Source organism: Bradyrhizobium valentinum (assembly GCF_001440405.1).
GTDB lineage: Bacteria > Pseudomonadota > Alphaproteobacteria > Rhizobiales > Xanthobacteraceae > Bradyrhizobium > Bradyrhizobium valentinum.
The window spans coordinates 1-18,125 of the sequence record NZ_LLXX01000241.1 but is presented as its reverse complement, the minus strand read 5'-3'; the positions used below and the strand labels follow the sequence as shown (position 1 = coordinate 18,125).

The 18,125-nt window shown below is 62.8% G+C and carries 19 protein-coding genes; 12 read left to right on the top strand and 7 right to left on the bottom strand.

The features are described 5' to 3' along the window. On the top strand, nt 1–551 hold a 551-nt coding region (locus CP49_RS41580; RefSeq protein ID WP_156438937.1), incomplete at its 5' end, for a murein hydrolase activator EnvC family protein. A gap of 181 nt (nt 552–732) precedes the next feature. Here CP49_RS41580 and CP49_RS41575 read toward each other — a convergent pair. Further along, nucleotides 733–1,716, bottom strand: coding sequence for an ATP-binding protein (locus CP49_RS41575; protein WP_057855864.1), 984 nt, complete (start codon nt 1,714–1,716; stop codon nt 733–735). A 193-nt stretch (nt 1,717–1,909) separates the two neighbouring features. Between CP49_RS41575 and yajC the strand changes: the two genes are divergently transcribed. The 5 genes from yajC (at nt 1,910) to CP49_RS41550 (ending at nt 6,263) form a co-directional block, all read left to right on the top strand. Beyond that, the gene (yajC, locus tag CP49_RS41570) at nt 1,910–2,272 is read left to right on the top strand and encodes a preprotein translocase subunit YajC (RefSeq protein ID WP_057855867.1); all 363 of its coding nucleotides are present in this window, start codon (nt 1,910–1,912) and stop codon (nt 2,270–2,272) included. A 54-nt stretch (nt 2,273–2,326) separates the two neighbouring features. Continuing rightward, nucleotides 2,327–3,928, top strand: a complete 1,602-nt coding sequence (secD, locus tag CP49_RS41565; protein ID WP_057855863.1) for a protein translocase subunit SecD — start codon at nt 2,327–2,329, stop codon at nt 3,926–3,928. A gap of 10 nt (nt 3,929–3,938) precedes the next feature. Beyond that, complete coding sequence (gene secF / locus CP49_RS41560) at nt 3,939–4,940, top strand: protein translocase subunit SecF (RefSeq protein ID WP_057855862.1); 1,002 nt, start codon at nt 3,939–3,941, stop codon at nt 4,938–4,940. 67 nt (nt 4,941–5,007) lie between these two features. Then, nucleotides 5,008–5,403, top strand: a complete 396-nt coding sequence (locus CP49_RS41555) for an Mth938-like domain-containing protein (protein WP_057855866.1) — start codon at nt 5,008–5,010, stop codon at nt 5,401–5,403. Continuing rightward, nucleotides 5,400–6,263, top strand: a complete 864-nt coding sequence (locus tag CP49_RS41550) for a phytoene/squalene synthase family protein (RefSeq protein WP_057855861.1) — start codon at nt 5,400–5,402, stop codon at nt 6,261–6,263. Before CP49_RS41555 ends, CP49_RS41550 begins: the two co-directional genes overlap by 4 nt. A 130-nt stretch (nt 6,264–6,393) precedes the next feature. On the opposite strand, the gene CP49_RS41545 is transcribed toward CP49_RS41550, so the two are convergent. From CP49_RS41545 to CP49_RS41530, 5 genes are all read right to left on the bottom strand, one after another. Beyond that, nucleotides 6,394–7,497: a serine/threonine protein kinase gene (locus CP49_RS41545; RefSeq protein ID WP_057855860.1), complete on the bottom strand. Its 1,104-nt coding sequence runs from the start codon at nt 7,495–7,497 to the stop codon at nt 6,394–6,396. A gap of 4 nt (nt 7,498–7,501) precedes the next feature. Next, the gene (trmFO, locus tag CP49_RS41540; protein WP_057855859.1) at nt 7,502–8,935 is read right to left on the bottom strand and encodes a methylenetetrahydrofolate--tRNA-(uracil(54)-C(5))-methyltransferase (FADH(2)-oxidizing) TrmFO; all 1,434 of its coding nucleotides are present in this window, start codon (nt 8,933–8,935) and stop codon (nt 7,502–7,504) included. Nucleotides 8,936–9,103: 168 nt separating this feature from the next. Continuing rightward, nucleotides 9,104–9,256, bottom strand: coding sequence for a DUF1127 domain-containing protein (locus tag CP49_RS44165; RefSeq protein ID WP_016846063.1), 153 nt, complete (start codon nt 9,254–9,256; stop codon nt 9,104–9,106). A 548-nt stretch (nt 9,257–9,804) separates the two neighbouring features. Then, a complete protein-coding gene (locus tag CP49_RS41535) occupies nt 9,805–10,620 on the bottom strand; it encodes a lytic murein transglycosylase (protein ID WP_057855865.1) in 816 nt (271 codons plus the stop codon). A 209-nt stretch (nt 10,621–10,829) separates the two neighbouring features. Beyond that, nucleotides 10,830–11,744, bottom strand: a complete 915-nt coding sequence (locus CP49_RS41530) for a DUF2189 domain-containing protein (RefSeq protein ID WP_057855858.1) — start codon at nt 11,742–11,744, stop codon at nt 10,830–10,832. Between the two features lie 298 nt (nt 11,745–12,042). On the opposite strand from CP49_RS41530, the gene CP49_RS41525 reads away from it, so the two are divergent. Next, complete coding sequence (locus CP49_RS41525; protein ID WP_057855857.1) at nt 12,043–12,423, top strand: DUF3597 domain-containing protein; 381 nt, start codon at nt 12,043–12,045, stop codon at nt 12,421–12,423. Nucleotides 12,424–12,585: 162 nt separating this feature from the next. After that, nucleotides 12,586–13,377, top strand: coding sequence for a fumarylacetoacetate hydrolase family protein (locus CP49_RS41520; protein WP_057855856.1), 792 nt, complete (start codon nt 12,586–12,588; stop codon nt 13,375–13,377). A 174-nt stretch (nt 13,378–13,551) separates the two neighbouring features. On the opposite strand, the gene CP49_RS41515 is transcribed toward CP49_RS41520, so the two are convergent. Continuing rightward, the gene (locus CP49_RS41515; RefSeq protein WP_057855855.1) at nt 13,552–13,824 is read right to left on the bottom strand and encodes a GNAT family N-acetyltransferase; all 273 of its coding nucleotides are present in this window, start codon (nt 13,822–13,824) and stop codon (nt 13,552–13,554) included. A 56-nt stretch (nt 13,825–13,880) separates the two neighbouring features. Between CP49_RS41515 and CP49_RS48525 the strand changes: the two genes are divergently transcribed. From CP49_RS48525 to CP49_RS41495, 4 genes are all read left to right on the top strand, one after another. Next, complete coding sequence (locus tag CP49_RS48525; RefSeq protein ID WP_082646511.1) at nt 13,881–14,306, top strand: tetratricopeptide repeat protein; 426 nt, start codon at nt 13,881–13,883, stop codon at nt 14,304–14,306. 170 nt (nt 14,307–14,476) lie between these two features. Then, entirely contained in the window at nt 14,477–14,878 is a 402-nt protein-coding gene (locus tag CP49_RS41510) for an SPW repeat protein (RefSeq protein WP_057855854.1), read from the top strand. A gap of 550 nt (nt 14,879–15,428) precedes the next feature. Further along, nucleotides 15,429–17,123 (top strand): acyl-CoA synthetase, encoded by a 1,695-nt coding sequence (locus CP49_RS41500; protein WP_082646510.1) that lies wholly within the window; start codon nt 15,429–15,431, stop codon nt 17,121–17,123. 4 nt (nt 17,124–17,127) lie between these two features. Then, nucleotides 17,128–17,985: a PCC domain-containing protein gene (locus CP49_RS41495; RefSeq protein WP_057855852.1), complete on the top strand. Its 858-nt coding sequence runs from the start codon at nt 17,128–17,130 to the stop codon at nt 17,983–17,985. The last annotated feature ends 140 nt before the right edge of the window (nt 17,986–18,125 follow it).

Genomic DNA, 18,125 nt, shown 5'->3' with positions numbered 1-18,125 from the left:
CAGCCGCCCCCGCCCAGCCGGTCGCAGCGGTTGCTGCGCCGGCCACCAAGATGGCCGCAGCCGGCGGTCCGCCGCAGAGCGCGCGGCTGGCTTCCGCCACCACGAATGTCATGGAAGAAAAGCCCGTCGTCGAGCAAGCTTCCATCAAGCCCGGTGAAGCCACCGGCGCGCTGCCGACCTTCCGCTGGCCGGTGCGCGGCAAGGTGATCACGAGCTACGGCGCCAAGACCAACGGTAAATCGAATGACGGCATCAACCTGGCAGTGCCGGAAGGCACGCCGGTGAAAGCGGCGGAAGACGGCGTGGTCGCCTATTCCGGTAACGAGCTCAAGGGTTACGGCAATCTGGTTCTGGTGCGGCACTCCAACGGTTACGTCACCGCATATGCCCATGCGAGTGAACTGCTGGTGAAGCGCGGCGATACGATCAAACGTGGCCAGATCATTGCCAAATCGGGTCAATCGGGCGAGGTGGGGTCGCCGCAGCTCCACTTCGAGATCCGCAAGGGATCATCACCGGTTGACCCGCTTCAATTCCTGAACGGGGCGTGATCGGCTAGCTGCCAACGGCGCCCCCCCACCAACAACTGTTCGTCGCCCGGCTTAATGACCGGGCGATCCAGTATTCCAGAGCAGTTGCGATTGAGCCGAGAAGCCGCGGCGTACTGGATTCCCCGCCTTCGCGGGGAATGACAGTTCGGGGTTGTCGCGGGATGTCTGCTCGCGGACCAGCCTACTTCCCGGCTAGCCTCACGCCCAGCCGTCCCGCCAGTTCCTGCGTGAACTGCCAGGCGACGCGGCCCGAGCGGGAGCCGCGCGTGGTCGACCATTCCAGCGCCTCGCGTTCCAGCTCTTCGTCTGACATCTTGATGCCGAAATGGCCGCAATAGCCGCGCACCATGGCGAGGTACTCGTCCTGGCTGCAGCGGTGAAAGCCAAGCCACAGACCAAACCGGTCCGACAGCGACACCTTCTCCTCGACCGCTTCGCCCGGGTTGATCGCGGTCGAGCGTTCGTTCTCGATCATCTCACGCGCCAGCAAGTGCCGCCGGTTGGAGGTGGCATAGAGGATGACGTTGTCGGGACGTCCCTCGATACCGCCTTCCAGCACTGCCTTGAGCGATTTGTAGGAGGCGTCGTTGCCGTCGAAGGAGAGGTCGTCGCAAAACACGATGAAACGGAAATCGGAGCTGCGCAAGAGGTCCATCAGGCCGGGCAGGCTCTCGATGTCCTCGCGGTGAATCTCGATCAGCTTGAGCCGGTCGGAAGGCTTGCGGTCGATGTTGATATTGGCATGCGTCGCCTTCACCAGCGAGGACTTGCCCATGCCTCGCGCGCCCCAAAGCAGCGCGTTGTTGGCCGGCAGGCCATCGGCAAAGCGCTCGGTGTTTTCGATCAGGATGTCGCGCATCCGGTCGATGCCCTTGAGCAGGCCGAGGTCGACGCGGCTGACGCGCGGCACCGGCGAAAGGCGTCCGTCCGGGTGCCAGACAAAGGCGTCGGCGGAGCCGAATGACTTGGGGTTTCCCGCCGCCGGAGAGGCCGCGGAAAGGTGGCCGGCGATGGCCTCCAGCGCCGTGGCGATCCGTTCGGCGGTGGCGTCATTATGCGCGTTTGCCGGACGTTTTGTCGCGGTTTTCGCTTGTCCTCGCGAGGCGGCCCTGGGGGTGGCACCGAGCGCTGTTTGAGTCGCTTTTTTCTTGGGTTTTTTCGACATTTCCGGAGTTCCTGACCGCGCAGCCTTAACGGGCCTTGGAAGGTCTCGCAAGCGACCTAAATGAGAGGGCGGCCAGCGTTGCAATTGGGCCCGCCGCCGCTATAGTCCGCGCGAATTTGCCCGGACCGGCGATTTGCCCAAGGCGCTAAGCCCAGGCATGGCCGGTTCTTTTCCGTCTCACGAGGATTGTTCGATGCTGATTACCCCTGCGTACGCCCAGGCTGCAGCCGGCGGCGATGCCAACAGCATGTTGATGTCGCTGCTGCCGTTCGCGCTGATCTTCGTGATCATGTATTTCCTGATTCTGCGACCGCAGCAGAAGAAGGTGAAGGATCACCAGGAACTGGTCAAAAACATCCGCCGCGGTGACACCGTGGTGACCTCGGGCGGCCTGGTCGGCAAGGTGACCAAGGTGGTGGACGACGACCAGATCGAGTTCGAGATTTCGGACGGTGTCCGCGTGCGGCAGATGCGGCAGATGATTTCAGGCGTCCGCGCCAAGGGCGAGCCAGCCAAGGAAAAGAGTGAGGCCAAGGACGAGACGTCCGCGAGCTGAGTTTTCCGCGCCGCTTCCCGCGGCGCATTTTCCTGGATCTGACGGGTCTACTCGATGTTGTATTTCACGCGGTGGAAGGCGCTGGCGATCATTCTGACCGCGCTAATCGTCTGCCTGTTCGCGGTTCCGAACTTCTTTTCCCAGGAGAGAGTGAAGACCTGGCCGGTATGGGCACAACGCCACATCGTGCTCGGCCTCGATCTGCAGGGCGGCTCGTACCTGCTGCTCGAAGTCGATTCCAACTATGTGAAGAAGGAAAAGCTCGACCAGGTGCGCGACGAGATCCGCCGCGTGCTGCGTGATGCCAAGATCGGCTATACCGGCCTTGCCGTCCGCGGCGACGCCGCCGAAGTCCGCGTCAAGGAGAGTGACCAGCAAGCGGCCCTCACCAAGCTGCGCGAGCTGTCGCAGCCGCTTGGCGGCCTGCTCGGCTCCTCAGGGCAGCGCAGCCTCGAAGTCTCCGATGCCGGCGGCGGCCTGTTCCGTCTCACCGTGCCGCAAGCTGCCATTACCGAACGCATCCGGCAAACGATTGAACAGTCAATCCAGATCGTCGAGCGCCGTATCAACGAATTGGGCACGGTCGAGCCCTTGATCCAGCGGCAAGGCACCGATCGCATCCTGGTCCAGGTGCCGGGGTTGCAGGATCCAACCGACCTGAAGCGCATCCTTGGCCAGACCGCCAAGATGGAATTCCGGATGGTCGATTCGTCGGTGTCGCCGGATCAGGTTCAGTCGGGGCGGGGAGTTTCGGCGGATTCGGAAGTCTTGATGAGCGAGCAATCGCCCAAGGTGCCCTACGTCATCAAGCGCCAGGTGCTGGTGTCGGGCGGCGACCTGACCGACGCGCAGCCGGGCTTCGACCAGCGCACCAACGAGCCGATCGTGAACTTCAAGTTCAACAGTTCGGGCTCCCGCAAATTCGCGCAGGCGACGTCGGAAAATGTCGGGCAACCCTTTGCCATCGTCCTCGACAACAAGGTGATATCAGCACCCGTGATCCGCGAACCGATCACCGGCGGCCAGGGGCAGATTTCCGGCAACTTCACGGTGCAGGCGGCCAACGAACTCGCGCTGCTAATGCGTGCCGGCGCACTGCCGGCGCCGCTGACCGTGATCGAGGAGCGCACCGTCGGCCCCGGGCTTGGCCAGGACTCGATCGAAAAGGGCAAACTCGCGGCTTACGTCGGCTCGATCATGGTCATCGCGTTCATGCTGCTGACCTACCGGCTGTTCGGCGTGTTCGCCAACATCGCGGTTGCCATCAACGTCGCGATGATCTTCGGCATCCTGTCGCTGCTCAACGCCACGCTGACGCTGCCCGGTATCGCCGGCGTCGTGCTGACGGTCGGCATCGCCGTTGACTCCAACGTGCTGATCTATGAGCGCATCCGCGAGGAGTTGCGCGGCGGACGCAACGCGATTTCGGCAATCGACGCGGGATTCCGCCGCGCATTGGCGACAATTCTGGACTCCAACATCACCACCTTCATTGCCGCAGCGGTGCTGTTCTACATCGGCACCGGCCCGGTTCGCGGCTTCGCCGTCACGCTCGGCATCGGTATCATCACCACGGTCTTCACAGCGTTTACGCTCACCAGCCTGATTGTCGCTGGCTGGGTGCGCTGGAAGCGGCCGAAGACCGTGCCGATCTAGGGACCCCACTGTGACTCAATCTATTCTCATTGCGCTGGGCGTTCTGATCGTCGTGCTGACCGTGGTCGCCGTGTTCGATCTGTTGCCGCCGCTGCGCATCGTCCCTGACGTCACGCATTTCGATTTCACGCGCTTTCGTCGCATCAGCTTCCCAATCTCCGCGGCTCTGTCGATCCTCGCGATCGTGCTGTTTTTCACCCACGGGCTGAATTTCGGCATCGACTTCAGGGGCGGTACGCTCCTGGAAGTGCAGGACAAGTCCGGCCCTGCCGACATCGGCGCGATGCGGGCGAAACTGAGCACGCTTGGGCTCGGCGATATTCAGCTACAGCAATTCGGCGGTCCGGCCGACGTGCTGATTCGGGTAGCCGAGCAACCCGGCGGCGACGCCGCGCAGCAGGCTGCGGTGCAGAAAGTCCGCGGCGCGCTCGGCGATTCCGTTGAATATCGCCGCGTCGAAGTGGTGGGACCGCGCGTTTCCGGCGAATTGCTGGCTTACGGCATGCTCGGCATGATGCTCGCGATTTTCTCAATCCTGATCTATCTCTGGTTCCGGTTCGAATGGCAGTTCGCGCTCGGCGCCATGATCGCCAACGTCCACGACATCGTGTTGACGATCGGCTTCATGTCGATCTCGCAGGTCGATTTCGACCTTACGAGTATTGCAGCGTTATTGACGATTCTCGGCTACTCGCTGAACGATACGGTCGTGATCTACGACCGCATCCGGGAAATGCTGCGGCGCTACAAGAAAATGCCGATGCCGCAGCTCCTCAACGAATCCATCAATTCGACGCTGTCGCGCTCGATCATCACCCACGTCACGGTGACGCTGGCGTTGCTGGCGCTGTTGTTGTTCGGCGGCCACGCGATCCACAGCTTTACGGCCGTCATGGTGTTCGGCGCGCTGCTGGTTGGCACCTACACTTCGATCTTCATCGCTGCGCCGATCCTGATCTATCTTGGCGTCGGTGAGCACCGCGACGCGCCGGATACGCCTGCGAAGAAGTAGGGCACGATCCGAAAAGCACGCCCTCGGGCTTGACCCGAGGGTGGGAACCGGTTTTCGGAAAAAGATCATGCCAAATCGAGCAACCACATCCCCGGACGCCCCGCATCTTCCGAGGTCGGCGCCGATCGAAGCCTACGGCAAGGGCGGCTTCGCCTTCGCCGACATGTCGCATCGCGGCTCGCTATTGTGCCTGCCCGACGGTATTTGGGCCTGGCCGGTGACGAAGCCTGCCGAGATCGACGAGTATTCGCTGACGCGGGTGTTCAAGGCCGCCAATTCCATCGATACGCTGATCGTCGGCACCGGCACTGAAGTCTGGGTGCCGCCACGGGGCCTTCGGGAAGCATTGCGCGCCGTGCACGTGGTGCTCGACGCGATGCAGACCGGGCCCGCGATCCGTACCTACAACATCATGCTGGGTGAGCGCCGGCGGGTCGCGGCGGCGTTGATCGCGGTGCCATGAGCGGGGCGGCGACGTCGAAAGATTCCGCCGCGTTCTGCGCCGATCTGGTGCGCACGCACGACTTCGCCCGCTACGCATCGACGCTGTTTCTGCCGGCGACCCAGCGCCGCGCGCTGCTGGCGGTCTATGCCTTCAACGTCGAGATAACGCGCGTGCGCGAGCAGGTCAGCCAGCCTCTGCCGGGCGAAATGCGGCTGCAATGGTGGACTGACATGCTCGAAGGCGCCGGCCATGGCGGCGTCGAGGGCAATCCTGTCGCGGCCGAGCTGTTGCAAGCCATCGGCGAATTCCGCCTGCCGGTCGAGCCGCTGTCGCGGCTGATCGAGGAGCATCAGTTCGATCTCTATAATGATCCGATGCCGTCGATGGCGGCGCTGGAAGGCTATGTCACCGACACCTCCGCGGCGCTGTTCTCGCTCGGCGCACGGATCGCGGCACAGCCGTCGGCCGTGATCGACCATCTCGCGCGCCATGCCGGGCTGGGCCAGGGCATGGCGCAGGTGATCGCAACGCTGCCGTTCGATGCCGCGCGGCGTCAGCTATTCCTGCCGCTGCAATTGCTACAGCAACACGGCAGCGGGATGGAAGAGGTCTTTTCCGGCAAGCAGACGCCGCAGGCGCGTGCCGCGATCGATCAGTTGGTCGGAGACGCCCGAAAGCATCTCGGTACGGCCTTCGAGCTGCTCATGCACGTGCCGCGGCCTGTGCGGCCGGTGTTCCTGCCGCTGACGCTGGTCCGCCGCGATCTCAAGCGTATGTCACGTGCTGACGTCGACCCCTTCACGCCGCATGCGACGTCGCGGTTACAGACCTTGTGGACGTTGTGGCGTGCGTCACGGTCGCGGGAGTTTGGCGGGTAGGTGGCCGCGCAAATCCAGGCCTGTCATACCCCGCGAAGGCGGGGTATCCAGTACGCCGCGGCCTATCGATCTATCTCCAAAGCCTCTGGAATGCTGGGTCACCCGCCTTCGCGGGTGACGACAGCAAACGTCAAGTTGACGGCCTATCCATATCAGCCGACTCGAAATTGAACCGGTCCCGCAAATTCTTGCGGCTCTCCAGAATGTCCTTCAGGAACGCCCGGTCGACCTCGTTGTTAATCAGCGGCTCGATCAGGTCGAGCTGGTTCATCGCAACCAGCTGCAATATCTCCGTGCGCGGCTTGCCGGCGGCATCGCGCGGCAAGCCGTGCACCACCTGGATATGCTCTGGCGGCCTGACGCCCTTGGCTGTCGCGAGTTCACTGCGTAGCTGCTTCTCCAGTGCGACCTTGTCGGCCTCGACGAAGGCATACAACCCGACGCCGGTGCGCCGGTCGGCGAAAGCCACGATCGCGGTATCGCGCACGTCGGGGTTCTTCCTGATCAGGTCGATCAAAACAGGCGCGTCGTTGACCAGCCGCCTGCCGCCGCCTTCGCGGTCGGTGAAATTGAATAGCCCGCGCGTGATGGCCTGGTAGACCTTCTTGCCGGTTTTGAGCCAGATGCTGGCGACAAAGGATTTGCGCGCCAGGATCTTGCGCTCCATCGGCGTCAGCGCCGACGGCGCATAGCTGCGCTTGTGCTTCAGCAGATGCCGCAGATCCTCATAGGCCGCGATACGGAACAGGCGGGTTCTTGTCTTGAAGCAGGCAGCCAGTTGAAAATCGGTCACATAGGCCCGGCCGTTGCTGCCACGGAGCCAGTTCTGCTCCTTGGCGAGATCGTTATGGCAGATGCCGGCGCGGTGCAGCTTGCGCAAAGCCAGCTTGGCGGATCGGAAATAGGCGAGGTCGCCATGGGGTTTGGCCAGATGCAGCGCGACGCCATCGATGAAGCCGCGCACCAGCGCTCTTCGGCCGGCCCAGAGCAGCTTCGGGCCGACGTCAAGATCGCGTGCCAGCGCCAGCGCGCGGCGCTCGCGGGCGAACAGATGGCGGGCGAGCGGATAGGACCACAGCGGCACTTGGTCGAGCCGGCGCAGCACGGCATCGATCTCGCCGGCATCATCGCGGAAACGGCCGCGCTCGACGGTCGAGAACACGTCGCGCTTCAGCAGCACGCCTTCGGTCCATCGCGCCGACAGGGTGGCGTTGTCGTCTTTCGGCAAGCCCATGGAATTACGCCGCCGCCGCGACGCGCAGATGATCAGCGATCCAGCGATCGAGATCGGCCAGCGCCCGGGCGCTAAGCGCCTGCTTCTTGGCAACCGTCTTCTCGTTGCCGCGCAGCCGCGTGCCGTCCGGCTTCTTGGTGGGAAGGGTGGCAAGCGGAGGAAACAGTCCGAAATTGATGTTCATCGGCTGGAACGAGCGCATTCCGGCCTCTGACGTCTCGATGTGGCCCCCAGTGATATGCCCGAGCAGAGATCCCAACGCCGTGGTCGCAGGCGGCGGTTCGAGCGATTGCGCCCGAGTGTTCGCCGCAGCGTAGAGGCCTGCGATCAGGCCGATGCTGGCGGATTCCACATAGCCCTCGCAGCCGGTCATCTGCCCGGCAAAGCGCAGCCGTGGCTGCGCGCGCAGCCGCAACTGGCCGTCCAGAAGCTTTGGCGAGTTCAGGAAGGTGTTGCGGTGCAGGCCGCCGAGCCGGGCGAATTCGGCGTTCTCGAGCCCTGGAATGGTACGGAACACGCGCTGCTGCGCGCCGTAGTTCAGCTTGGTCTGGAAGCCGACGATGTTGTAGAGCGTGCCGAGCTTGTTGTCCTGCCGCAGTTGCACGATGGCGTAAGGCTTGACCGTGGGGTTGTGCGGATTGGTCAGCCCGACGGGCTTCATTGGTCCGTGCCGCAGCGTCTCGTGGCCGCGCTCGGCCATCACCTCGACCGGCAGGCAGCCGTCGAAATAGGGCGTGTTAGTTTCCCAGTCCTTGAAATCCACCTTGTCGCCGGCCAGCAGCGCCGCGACGAAGGCGTCATACTGCTCCTTCGTCATAGGGCAGTTGATGTAGTCGGCGCCGGTCCCGCCGGGCCCGACCTTGTCGTAGCGCGATTGAAACCACGCCACCGACATATCGATGGAATCCTTGTGCACGATCGGCGCGATTGCATCGAAGAACGCCAGCGCGTTCTCGTCGGTGAGTTCGCGGATAGCGTCCGCCAGTGGCGCTGAGGTGAGGGGGCCGGTCGCGACGATCACGTTGCCCCATTCGGTGGGCGGCAGACCGGCGATTTCAGCGCGGTCGATCTCGATCAAGGGATGGTCGTGCAGCGCCTTGGTGACGGCTGCAGAAAACCCGTCGCGGTCGACCGCCAGCGCCCCGCCCGCGGGCACCTGGTTGGCGTCGGCGGAGCGCATGATCAGCGAGCCCAACCGGCGCATCTCGGCGTGCAGCAGGCCTACGGCGTTGTTGGCGGCGTCGTCCGAGCGAAACGAGTTGGAGCAGACGAGCTCGGCCAGACCTTCGGTGCGGTGCGCCTCGGTCATCCGCAACGGGCGCATCTCATGCAGGACGACGCGAACGCCTGCATTGGCGACCTGCCAGGCAGCTTCTGAGCCGGCAAGGCCGCCGCCAATCACATGGACGGTGTCAGTTTGGGGGGTAGAGGAAATCATGCGCGCAGGGTTAGCGCGTTTTCGCGCGAAGCGCACCTACCATAGCGTTTTCGAGCGAAGTGGATGCCGGTTCGCGTGAAGAAAACGCGTCAAACTATGAAGGCTAGAAACGACAACGCCCGCAGCAGGGCGGGCGCTATCCGTTCATCAGGCGCGGCTGAACGAAGATCAGCCGTTGTAGGTTCCCGCTGCAACGCGCGGAATGTCCGAACGATCAAGGCCGATATCGGCCAGTTCGCGATCGCTGAGCTGGGACAGTTCGCTGACATTGCGCTGATAATCCCGGAAAGCCTGGATCATGCGGATGAGCGAGAGCAACATGGTAGTCTCCTTGCAGTTACGATTCAGCCCTTGGAGGCCGGCTTCATCGTTGAAATGAATATAGACCTAGATACTGCAGTGCAGAAGTTCCTATGTTGCGATGCAGCTAATCCTAAAACGCATGGCAACGGTAAGGGCCGCTTAACTTTTCGGCATGACTGCAAAATCGGTCGGCTCGTGCGCCCACAGGCTTCTAAAATAATACCGTAAATTTAGGAGCTTACCGTCATTTTCGAATTAACCCTCGCTGTTGGCCAAATAGCAATCAGGAGGGTTCAAGCACAAGGCCGTGAGTGGGTGCAGCGCACAAAATAAGCTTCAAAAGCGAGTTTTGGAATCTTCTTATGCGCGAATCACATCTGACGCGCTGATTATGAATGAACAAATATTCATTTTTACGGGTGGCGATCCGTTTCTGATTTCATCGCCCGGAAGGCGGCTGCGATGGTCGGCTAATGGTCAATATGCTCGCGCGAAGCTAACCGCGGGCGCAGACCTGAAGGCAAAGGGATGATGATCGCTGTGCCGGCCCTTGAGTGGTTGCCAGTCTAAGGGGCGCGCGAAAGCTGCGTCGCGAAATGGGCGATGGTCTTGGCGTAGACCTCGCTCTTGTTCCATTCTTTGATCGCTGCAAAATTGGCGCTGCCCGGCTCCCACTCCTTGCCGCGCTGCCAGCCGTGGCCGGCAAGGAAGTTGGCGGTCGAGGCCAGCACATCCGGAGGGCTGCGCAAGAGATCGCGGCGGCCGTTGCCGTCGAAATCGACCGCGAACTTGACGTAGGACGACGGCATGAACTGGGTCTGACCGATTTCGCCAGCCCATGCGCCGCGCAAATCCTGTGGCGCGATATCGCCGCGCTCGACGATGCGTAGCGCGTCCATCAACTCGGCCTTGAACATATCGGCGCGGCGGCAATCATAGGCCAGCGTTGCCAGCGAGCGCAGCGTCGCGAATTTTCCAATGTTGACGCCGAAATCGGTTTCCAGGCCCCAGATTGCCACCAGTACTTCGCCTGGTACGCCGTAAGCCTGTTCGATGCGCCCGAGCACGGAGCCGTATTGCTTGAGCATGTGGGAGCCGCGCGTGAGCCGGGGCGGAATCATGCGGCCGGAGAATTCCTCAAAGCTCTGGCTGAAGACCTTTTGCGATTGATCGCGGGCCAGCACGCTCTTGTCGAGCGTGACGCCGGTCAAGCCGGCCTGAATGGCGGACGTCGATATTCCTTTGGAGGCAGCTTCCTTCTTGAAGTCCTCCAGCCATGCTTCGAACGGGCCCGTGCCGCAAGGTGCGGCGAGGGCGGGCGCCGCTGAAGTCAGCAACAGAGCGCCCAGGGTCAGAGCGCGCAGAGAGAGGCGAGAGATCATCGTGCCGTTCACTCCACGATCGATGCGTCATCAACGTTAGTGTCAACTTCATGCCGAATGTTCGAAGCAAGATCGGCCAAAACAAGGCTTATGTGGTTGCCGTGACCGCCTTTCCGTTGAGGATGCTCAATTCATCGTTAGTGAGCAGTGAACAGCCCCACCGCCGGTCGGGTCGACCGGCGGTGGGATCGATCGGGTTCCGTGCCGGCCTATGCGCTATCTTTGCGCCGCCAGGGGAACAGATTGGCCGGAAAATCGGCGGCAGACTTGCGCTCGCGGTGTGCGCGGGGCGGAAGCGGCTGCGGATTGAGTTCCGGTTCGATCGTTGCCCGATAGAGATGCCAGGTGGCATGGCCGAGCAGGGGGATGACGACGGCAAGGCCGACGAAGAACGGCAACGTTCCCGCGACCAGCAGCACCGCGACCATCAAACCCCAGGCCGCCATCGGCACGGGATTGCGTGCGACCGCGCGCAGCGAGGTCACCATCGCATCGCCGGCGCCGGCATGACGGTCGAGCATCAGCGGGAAGGAGACCACGCTGATGCAAAGCGCGACGAGGGCGAACAGGAAGCCGACGCCGCAGCCAACCACGATCAGCCACCAGCCTTGCGACGTCATCAGCACGCGCGTGGCAAAATCGGAAATGCCAGTCGCGCCCTCATAGCCGAACGCAGCAATATAGATCGCCTGCGCCGTGGCCACCCAGGTCACGAACAGCGCCAAGAGGAGAACGCCAAGCCCGAGCATCGCGCCGAAAGACGGCGAACGCAGCACCTCCAGCGCATCCCATGCGCTTGCCTGTTCACCACGCTCGCGGCGGCGGCTCATTTCATAGAGGCCAAGCGCAGCAAACGGACCGATCAGGGCGAAGCCGGCGGCCAGCGGAAACAACAGCGGGATGACGGAATAGCCGAGCACGGCGCGTGCCAGCACCAGTCCGAGAACGGGATAGATCACGCACAGGATGATGGCATGGCTTGGCACGGCCTTGAAATCCTCCCAGCCGCGTCGCAGCGCGCGGCCGAGTTCGGCAAAGCCGATGGTTCGGATGACCGGCGCAGCTGCGGCGTCTCGCCCGCTTTGCGTCAGTGATGTGACATTGCCTTGATAAGAAGTGGCCATGGTCGCTGTCTCCCTTCGGCGGTCGCATTTTGCGCCGATCGAAAGACGCAAACGTGCCGTTTCCAAAAAAGATCACGATCGGGCCAGACGCGAAGACAGGGTGGTGGAACTGGCCATGCCGCGAACTGTTCTTGGAGCGTACCCTCAAACAGCGACAATCGCACTCACGCTTCGGTGAATGTTTCATTGGCAAGTTTTATCTGGCTCGCTAGAGTTGTACACGATCCCGGCGTGGTGCTGCCGGTCAAACAGTGCCGCCAAAGACTCACCCCATCCTCAAGTCATTGGGAGCAAAACGATGAGCATTTTCGGAAAAATCATGAGCGCGATCTTCGGCACCAAGGCAGATGCTGCGCCGGCTGGCGGCGGCGCGGCCGCGGAGGCCGGATCGTCCGGTGGGGCCGCTGCACCGGCCGCGGCGACCGTCGACGTCGCGCCGATCCTGGACAAAGCGGTGGCCGCCAAGGGCGAGAAGCTGGCGTGGCGTACCTCGATCGTCGACCTGATGAAGGCGCTCGACATCGATTCCAGCTTCGCCGCGCGCAAGGATCTCGCGAAGGAGCTCGGCTATACCGGCGACAGCAACGATTCCGCAAGCATGAACATCTGGCTGCACAAGCAGGTCATGGCCAAGCTGGCCGCCAATGGCGGCAAACTGCCGCCTGATATCAAGCACTGACGCTTCGCTCGGCTCACACATGCGAAGGCCTGCGGCGACGCGGGCCTTCTTCTTTAGTGCGGTCGCAATGCAGCAACGCGCAAACGGTGTCCACTTCACGGCGAAAACGCCGTAGATGCGGGCGGACAAGAAGACTCGCAAAACAAAACAGGGAGAACGCCAATGAGCAGTGTCGATCGCAGGACCATTCTCGCAACAGGCGCACTGGCGCTGGCTGGTACGGCCGTGCAAGGCGGCACGGCCGCAGCGCAGACCGGCCCGAAATCGATTTTTCCGGTTGGCACGGCGACGATCCCGATCGTGGGTGAGACCGATGTGTTTCCGGTGCGCCGGATCTATTGCATCGGGCGCAACTATGCCGCGCACGCCCGCGAAATGGGTTCGGATCCCAATCGCGAGCCGCCGTTCTTCTTTCAAAAGCCGACCGACGCGATCCAGAACGTCGCCGTCGGGACGGTGGGCGATCATCCCTATCCCTTGCTTACCAAGAACTATCATTACGAGGTCGAGCTCGTGGCGGCGCTGAAATCGGGCGGCACCGATATCTCGCCGGAGAAGGCGCTCGACCATGTCTATGGCTACGCGCTTGGCCTCGATATGACGCGACGCGATCTGCAGCGCGCCATGGGGGACGAGAAGAAGCCGTGGGAGATCGGCAAGAGCTTTGATCGCTCCGCCGTGCTCGGGCCGATTCATCCCGCAGCCAAGACCGGACATTTCACCAAGGGCGCGATCTCGCTGGCGGTGAATGGCACGATCAAGCAGAACTCCGATCTGCGCAACATGATCTGGAACGTGGCGGAGCAGATCGCCAAGCTTTCGCAAGCCTTCGAACTCAAGGCGGGCGACATCATTTATTCAGGCACGCCGGAAAATGTCGGCCCGGTCGTGAAGGGCGACGTGATCCTGTGCAAGCTCGAAGGCCTGCCGGATATGTCGATCCGGATCGTTTGAGAGTACCACATCCACCGCCGTCGCCCTTGCGAACGCAGGGGCCGAGAGCCACGGAAGGCAATGACAGGCGAGAGTACCGCCCACGTTGTCTTTGATCGAGCACAATGATTAACTGCACGGAGTATGGGTCCCTGCGTTCGCAGGGACGACCGCGATTTGCGAAGGTGCATTGCCTCACCCCATCAGATCGGCAAACTGCGGATTTTTGCGCAGATAGTCCACGACAAAGCCGCAGCCGGCGATGACCTTGCGTCCGTCGGCGCGGATCAGCTCGAGCGCACCCTTGACCAGTTCGGAAGCGATGCCGCGGCCGCGAAGGGCGCGGGGCGTTTCGGTATGGGTGATGATGACCGCCGATGGCGTGACCCGATAATTCGCAAACGCCACAGCGCCGTCGACGTCGAGCTCGAAGCGGTTTTGATTCTTGTTGTCGCGGACGACAGCCATGCGGCAATTCCCGGATGATTCATCCTCTCATCTAGGGAAATGAACCGGCCGATGCAATCCGGCGACGAAGGGGAAACTGGCTCGCCCGGGATTGGCTGATATGCGCCAAACGCGAAAGCGGCAGCAGGCTTGCCGCCGCCTATTGCTTTCGCGGCCACGGACTAACCGAGAAGCGGCAACTCGACGCCGCGCTTTCCGATCTCAATGAATCGATCCGGCTCGATCCGACTTCAGCCCGTGCGCTCACCAACCGCGGCCGCGTCTACGCCTTCAAGCGCGATCTCGACCGCGCGATCGCCGACTATGACGAAGCGATCCGCATCGATTCGGGCTTCGCGCTGGCCTACAACAACCGCGGCGATGCCTGGTTCAACGGGGGTGACCTCGACCGCGCAATTGCCGATTTCCGCAAGGCGCTGGAGATTAGTCCTGGCCTGCGCACCGCGAGCGAGAGCCTGCAGCGGCTTGGTGCGGCGCAGTAGGTCGGGACGAGTGTTCGCGCCCGCAAGATCTTTGCAGGCGGGCCTTGCAACGGGTTGCGGGGTTCCTACGTCTTTTGGATGACATACGCCGCCGAAGCGGCCGGGTCTGGGTTCGGAAATGCTGTGATCGCGGCCGCCGACGTATGCCTCTTTTCAAGGGGAGGTTTACAATGTCGGGCTTTGGTTTCTTAAGCAAACATCGCACATGGGAGGACTGGTTCGGCATGCTGCTTGGCGTGCTGATCGTGATATCGCCGTGGTTTCCTTTCTCCAGCCACGACGTAATGGACGCCGAGCGCAGTACCATGATCCTCAACACGTTCGTGATCGGCATGCTGGTGTTCGGACTCGCCCAACTCGAATATGTCGCACTGCAGCGCTGGGAGGAGGTCGGCGAGATCGCGCTCGGACTCTGGCTGGCGGCCTCGCCGTTCATTCTCGGCTACGCCGGCGACGACATGCTTCGGGCCTGGCACATCGCCCTCGGCGGCATCGTCGCCCTCCTGGGTGCGCTTCAGCTCTGGCAGGACTGGCGCTTGAGCGATCAGGACCTCGCCAATCATCCGCAGTAGTTTACGATGATGGCCTGCCGGTCTTACAGGATCGGCAGGCCATCGTTCCTAATGTTTGAAGAAGTCGGTGATTACGGCGCGACCACGCCTCGCCGTGGACGGCACCTTTGATTTCGTCGATCGTCCATCCGCTTGCCTCGCGCACGAATTCATGGCGAATGATCCGGTCGGCCGGTTTCGCCGGCGGCCCTGGGTGGCTATCGATCGTAACGGCGATGAAAGCCTTGTCAGCCTCCTGCTTTTCAGTAGCCCCCTTGAATGATTTTACATCCGGGTCCTGCGAGCTATGCCACGCGCGGGAAGGTGAGGGCAAGCAGGCCTGCAATGCCCAACACGATCAGCTTTCGGCGGGTAATCATTGTTCCTCAAATCGTTAGGCCGGGTTATGGACGTGAGCGCTTGGCTGGATCATGCTGAAATGTGGAGCTGCCGGCGGACTATCAGGTGCCCGGCGTTCTGCTATCGTTCGAATGAGGTGTTCGATGTCTGTGTTGCGATGCGTAACGGTTGATTGGCGTGGCCTGCAAGGCCCTGTTTGGGCGGTCTTCCGATGACCGGGGCCGAGACCGCCAACCCGCGGGGCGGGCTGGCGCGGATGTCGCGCCGGGTGATGAACCTGGCGCATATGCTGACCCAGAATGCCCGCCGCCACGGCGACCGCACGGGCTTCATCTGGGGTGACAGATCCTGGTCCTGGCGCGAGATCGACAGCGCCGTGTCGGCACTGGCCGCAGGCCTCGCCGCGCGCGGCGTCGTCAAGGGCGACCGCATCCTCGTCCATTCCAAAAATTGCGACGAGATGTTCTGGTCGATGTTCGCGGCATTTCGGCTCGGCGCGGTCTGGGTGCCGACCAATTTCCGCCTGATGCCGGACGAGGTCGCCTATCTCGCCAGCGCCTCCGGCGCGAAGGCGTTTTTATGCCATGGCGATTTCCCCGAACACGCCACGGCGGCCGCCAATCCGGCGCTGGAATTCATCTGGCGGATCGGCGAGGGGACGTTTGGCGAGAGGACGGTAAGCGAAGGGATCGCGTCGCAGGCCGGCGCCAGGGTCGACAACGCAGCGGTCGATTACGACGATCCCTGCTGGTTCTTCTTCACTTCAGGCACGACCGGGCGCTCCAAGGCCGCGGTGCTGACCCATGGCCAGATGGCCTTCGTCGTCACCAACCATCTCGCCGACCTGATGCCGGGAACGACGGAGGCGGATGCCTCGCTGGTGGTCGCGCCGCTGTCGCATGGCGCCGGCGTACACCAGCTCGTGCAGGCCGCGCGCGGCGTGCCGACCATTCTGCTGCCCTCGGAAAAATTCGACATCGCCGAAGCGTTCCGGCTTATCGAGGCGCATCGCGTCAGCAACATGTTCACGGTGCCGACCATTCTGAAGATGATGGTCGAGCATCCCGCCGTCGACAAATACGACCATTCCTCGCTGCGCTTCGTGATCTATGCCGGCGCGCCGATGTATCGCGAGGACCAGAAGGCCGCGCTCGCCAAGCTCGGTCCGGTGCTCGTGCAATATTTCGGGCTCGGCGAGGTCACCGGCAACATCACGGTGATGCCGGCCAGCCTGCACGACCCGGAGGACGGCCCGCGGGCCCGCATCGGCACTTGCGGCTTCGAGCGCACGGGCATGCAGGTCTCGATCCAGGGCGATGACGGGCGCGAACTTAAAGCTTTCGAGACCGGCGAGATCTGCGTGATCGGTCCCGCCGTATTCGCGGGCTATTACGATAACCCCGAGGCCAATGCGAAGGCGTTTCGTGATGGCTGGTTTCGTACCGGCGATCTCGGCCACATGGACGAGGAGGGTTTTGTCTACATCACCGGGCGCGCGTCGGACATGTATATCTCCGGCGGCTCCAACATCTATCCGCGCGAGGTCGAGGAGAAGATCCTCACCCATCCCGCGATCGGCGAGGTCGCCGTCCTCGGCGTGCCCGACCCGTTCTGGGGCGAAGTCGGCGTCGCCGTCTGCGTTGCGCGCGAGGGCGCAGCCGCCGTGAGCGAGGCGGAGCTGTCCGCGTTCCTGGCTCCGAAGGTGCCCCGCTACAAGATGCCGAAGCGCTTCTTCTTCTGGGAGGAGTTGCCGAAGTCCGGCTATGGCAAGATTCCGAAGCGGCTGGTCCGCGATGAACTGGAAGCGCGAGGGTTGCTTGAGACCAAAGCGTTTTCCAGCGAAGTGGCTTCCGGTTCGCGTGATGAAAACGCGTCCAATGACAACGTCTCCAAGACGGGTAGCTGAGGCGATGCGCAGCGTCGCGCAGCCCGGGCCGCGCGCGCCCGAACGCATCCAATGGGCCGAGGCGCGGGGACGGCCGTTTTCATTCACGCTTGCCGCCGGCCTGCCGCTGCTGGAGGCCGCGCGCCGCGGTTTTGCCGAAGCAGGATTCGCCGGCGGCGTGCTGAGCATGCGGGGAGGGGCGCTTGGGCCCTTTGCCTATGTGATGCCGGCGCTGTCGAAGACCGGCGCCAATGCAGCGTTCTACAGCGACACCTTTCGCCCTGTCGGCATCACGCGGCTGAAGCTCGGCGCAATGACGCTCGGCGAGCGCGACGGCGCGCCGTTCTTCCATTGCCACGGGCTGTGGACCGAGACCGACAGACATCTGCACGGCGGCCACATTCTTCCCGAGGAGAGCATTGTCGCCGAATCGTTCGCGGTGGAAGCGTTCGGCATCGACGGCGCGATGTTTGTGGCCGAGCCCGATCCCGAGACCAATTTCAAATTGTTTGGGCCGGTGGCGCGCTCCGGCACGAACGTCAAAGCCGAAAGCCGCGCCTTCGCGATGCGGCTGCGGCCGAATCAGGATTTTGCAGCGGCACTGGAGACGTTCTGCCGGCAACACGGAATTCTGCGCGCGCGGATTCACGGCGGCGTCGGCTCCACCATCGGCGCGCATTTCACCGATGGCCGAACCGTCGTGCCGTTTGCGACCGAGCTCGCGATCAAGGCCGGCACCGTCGCGCCCGGCGCCGACGGCACACTGCACGCGGAGATCGATATCGCGCTGGTCGATTATCTCGGCGGCGTCGCCGAGGGCCGGCTGATGCGCGGCGCCAATCCGGTGCTAATGACGATGGAGCTGGTGCTCGAGGTGATGTGACGTCTGCCGTAGGGTGGGCAAAGGCGCGTTCGCGCCGTGCCCACCATCTCTCGAAGAGCGTCATGCTGAATGGTGGGCACGCTACGCTTTGCCCACCCTTGTATTAGCGCGAAGGATTAAAGTGGCCTTGTTCCGTGAGG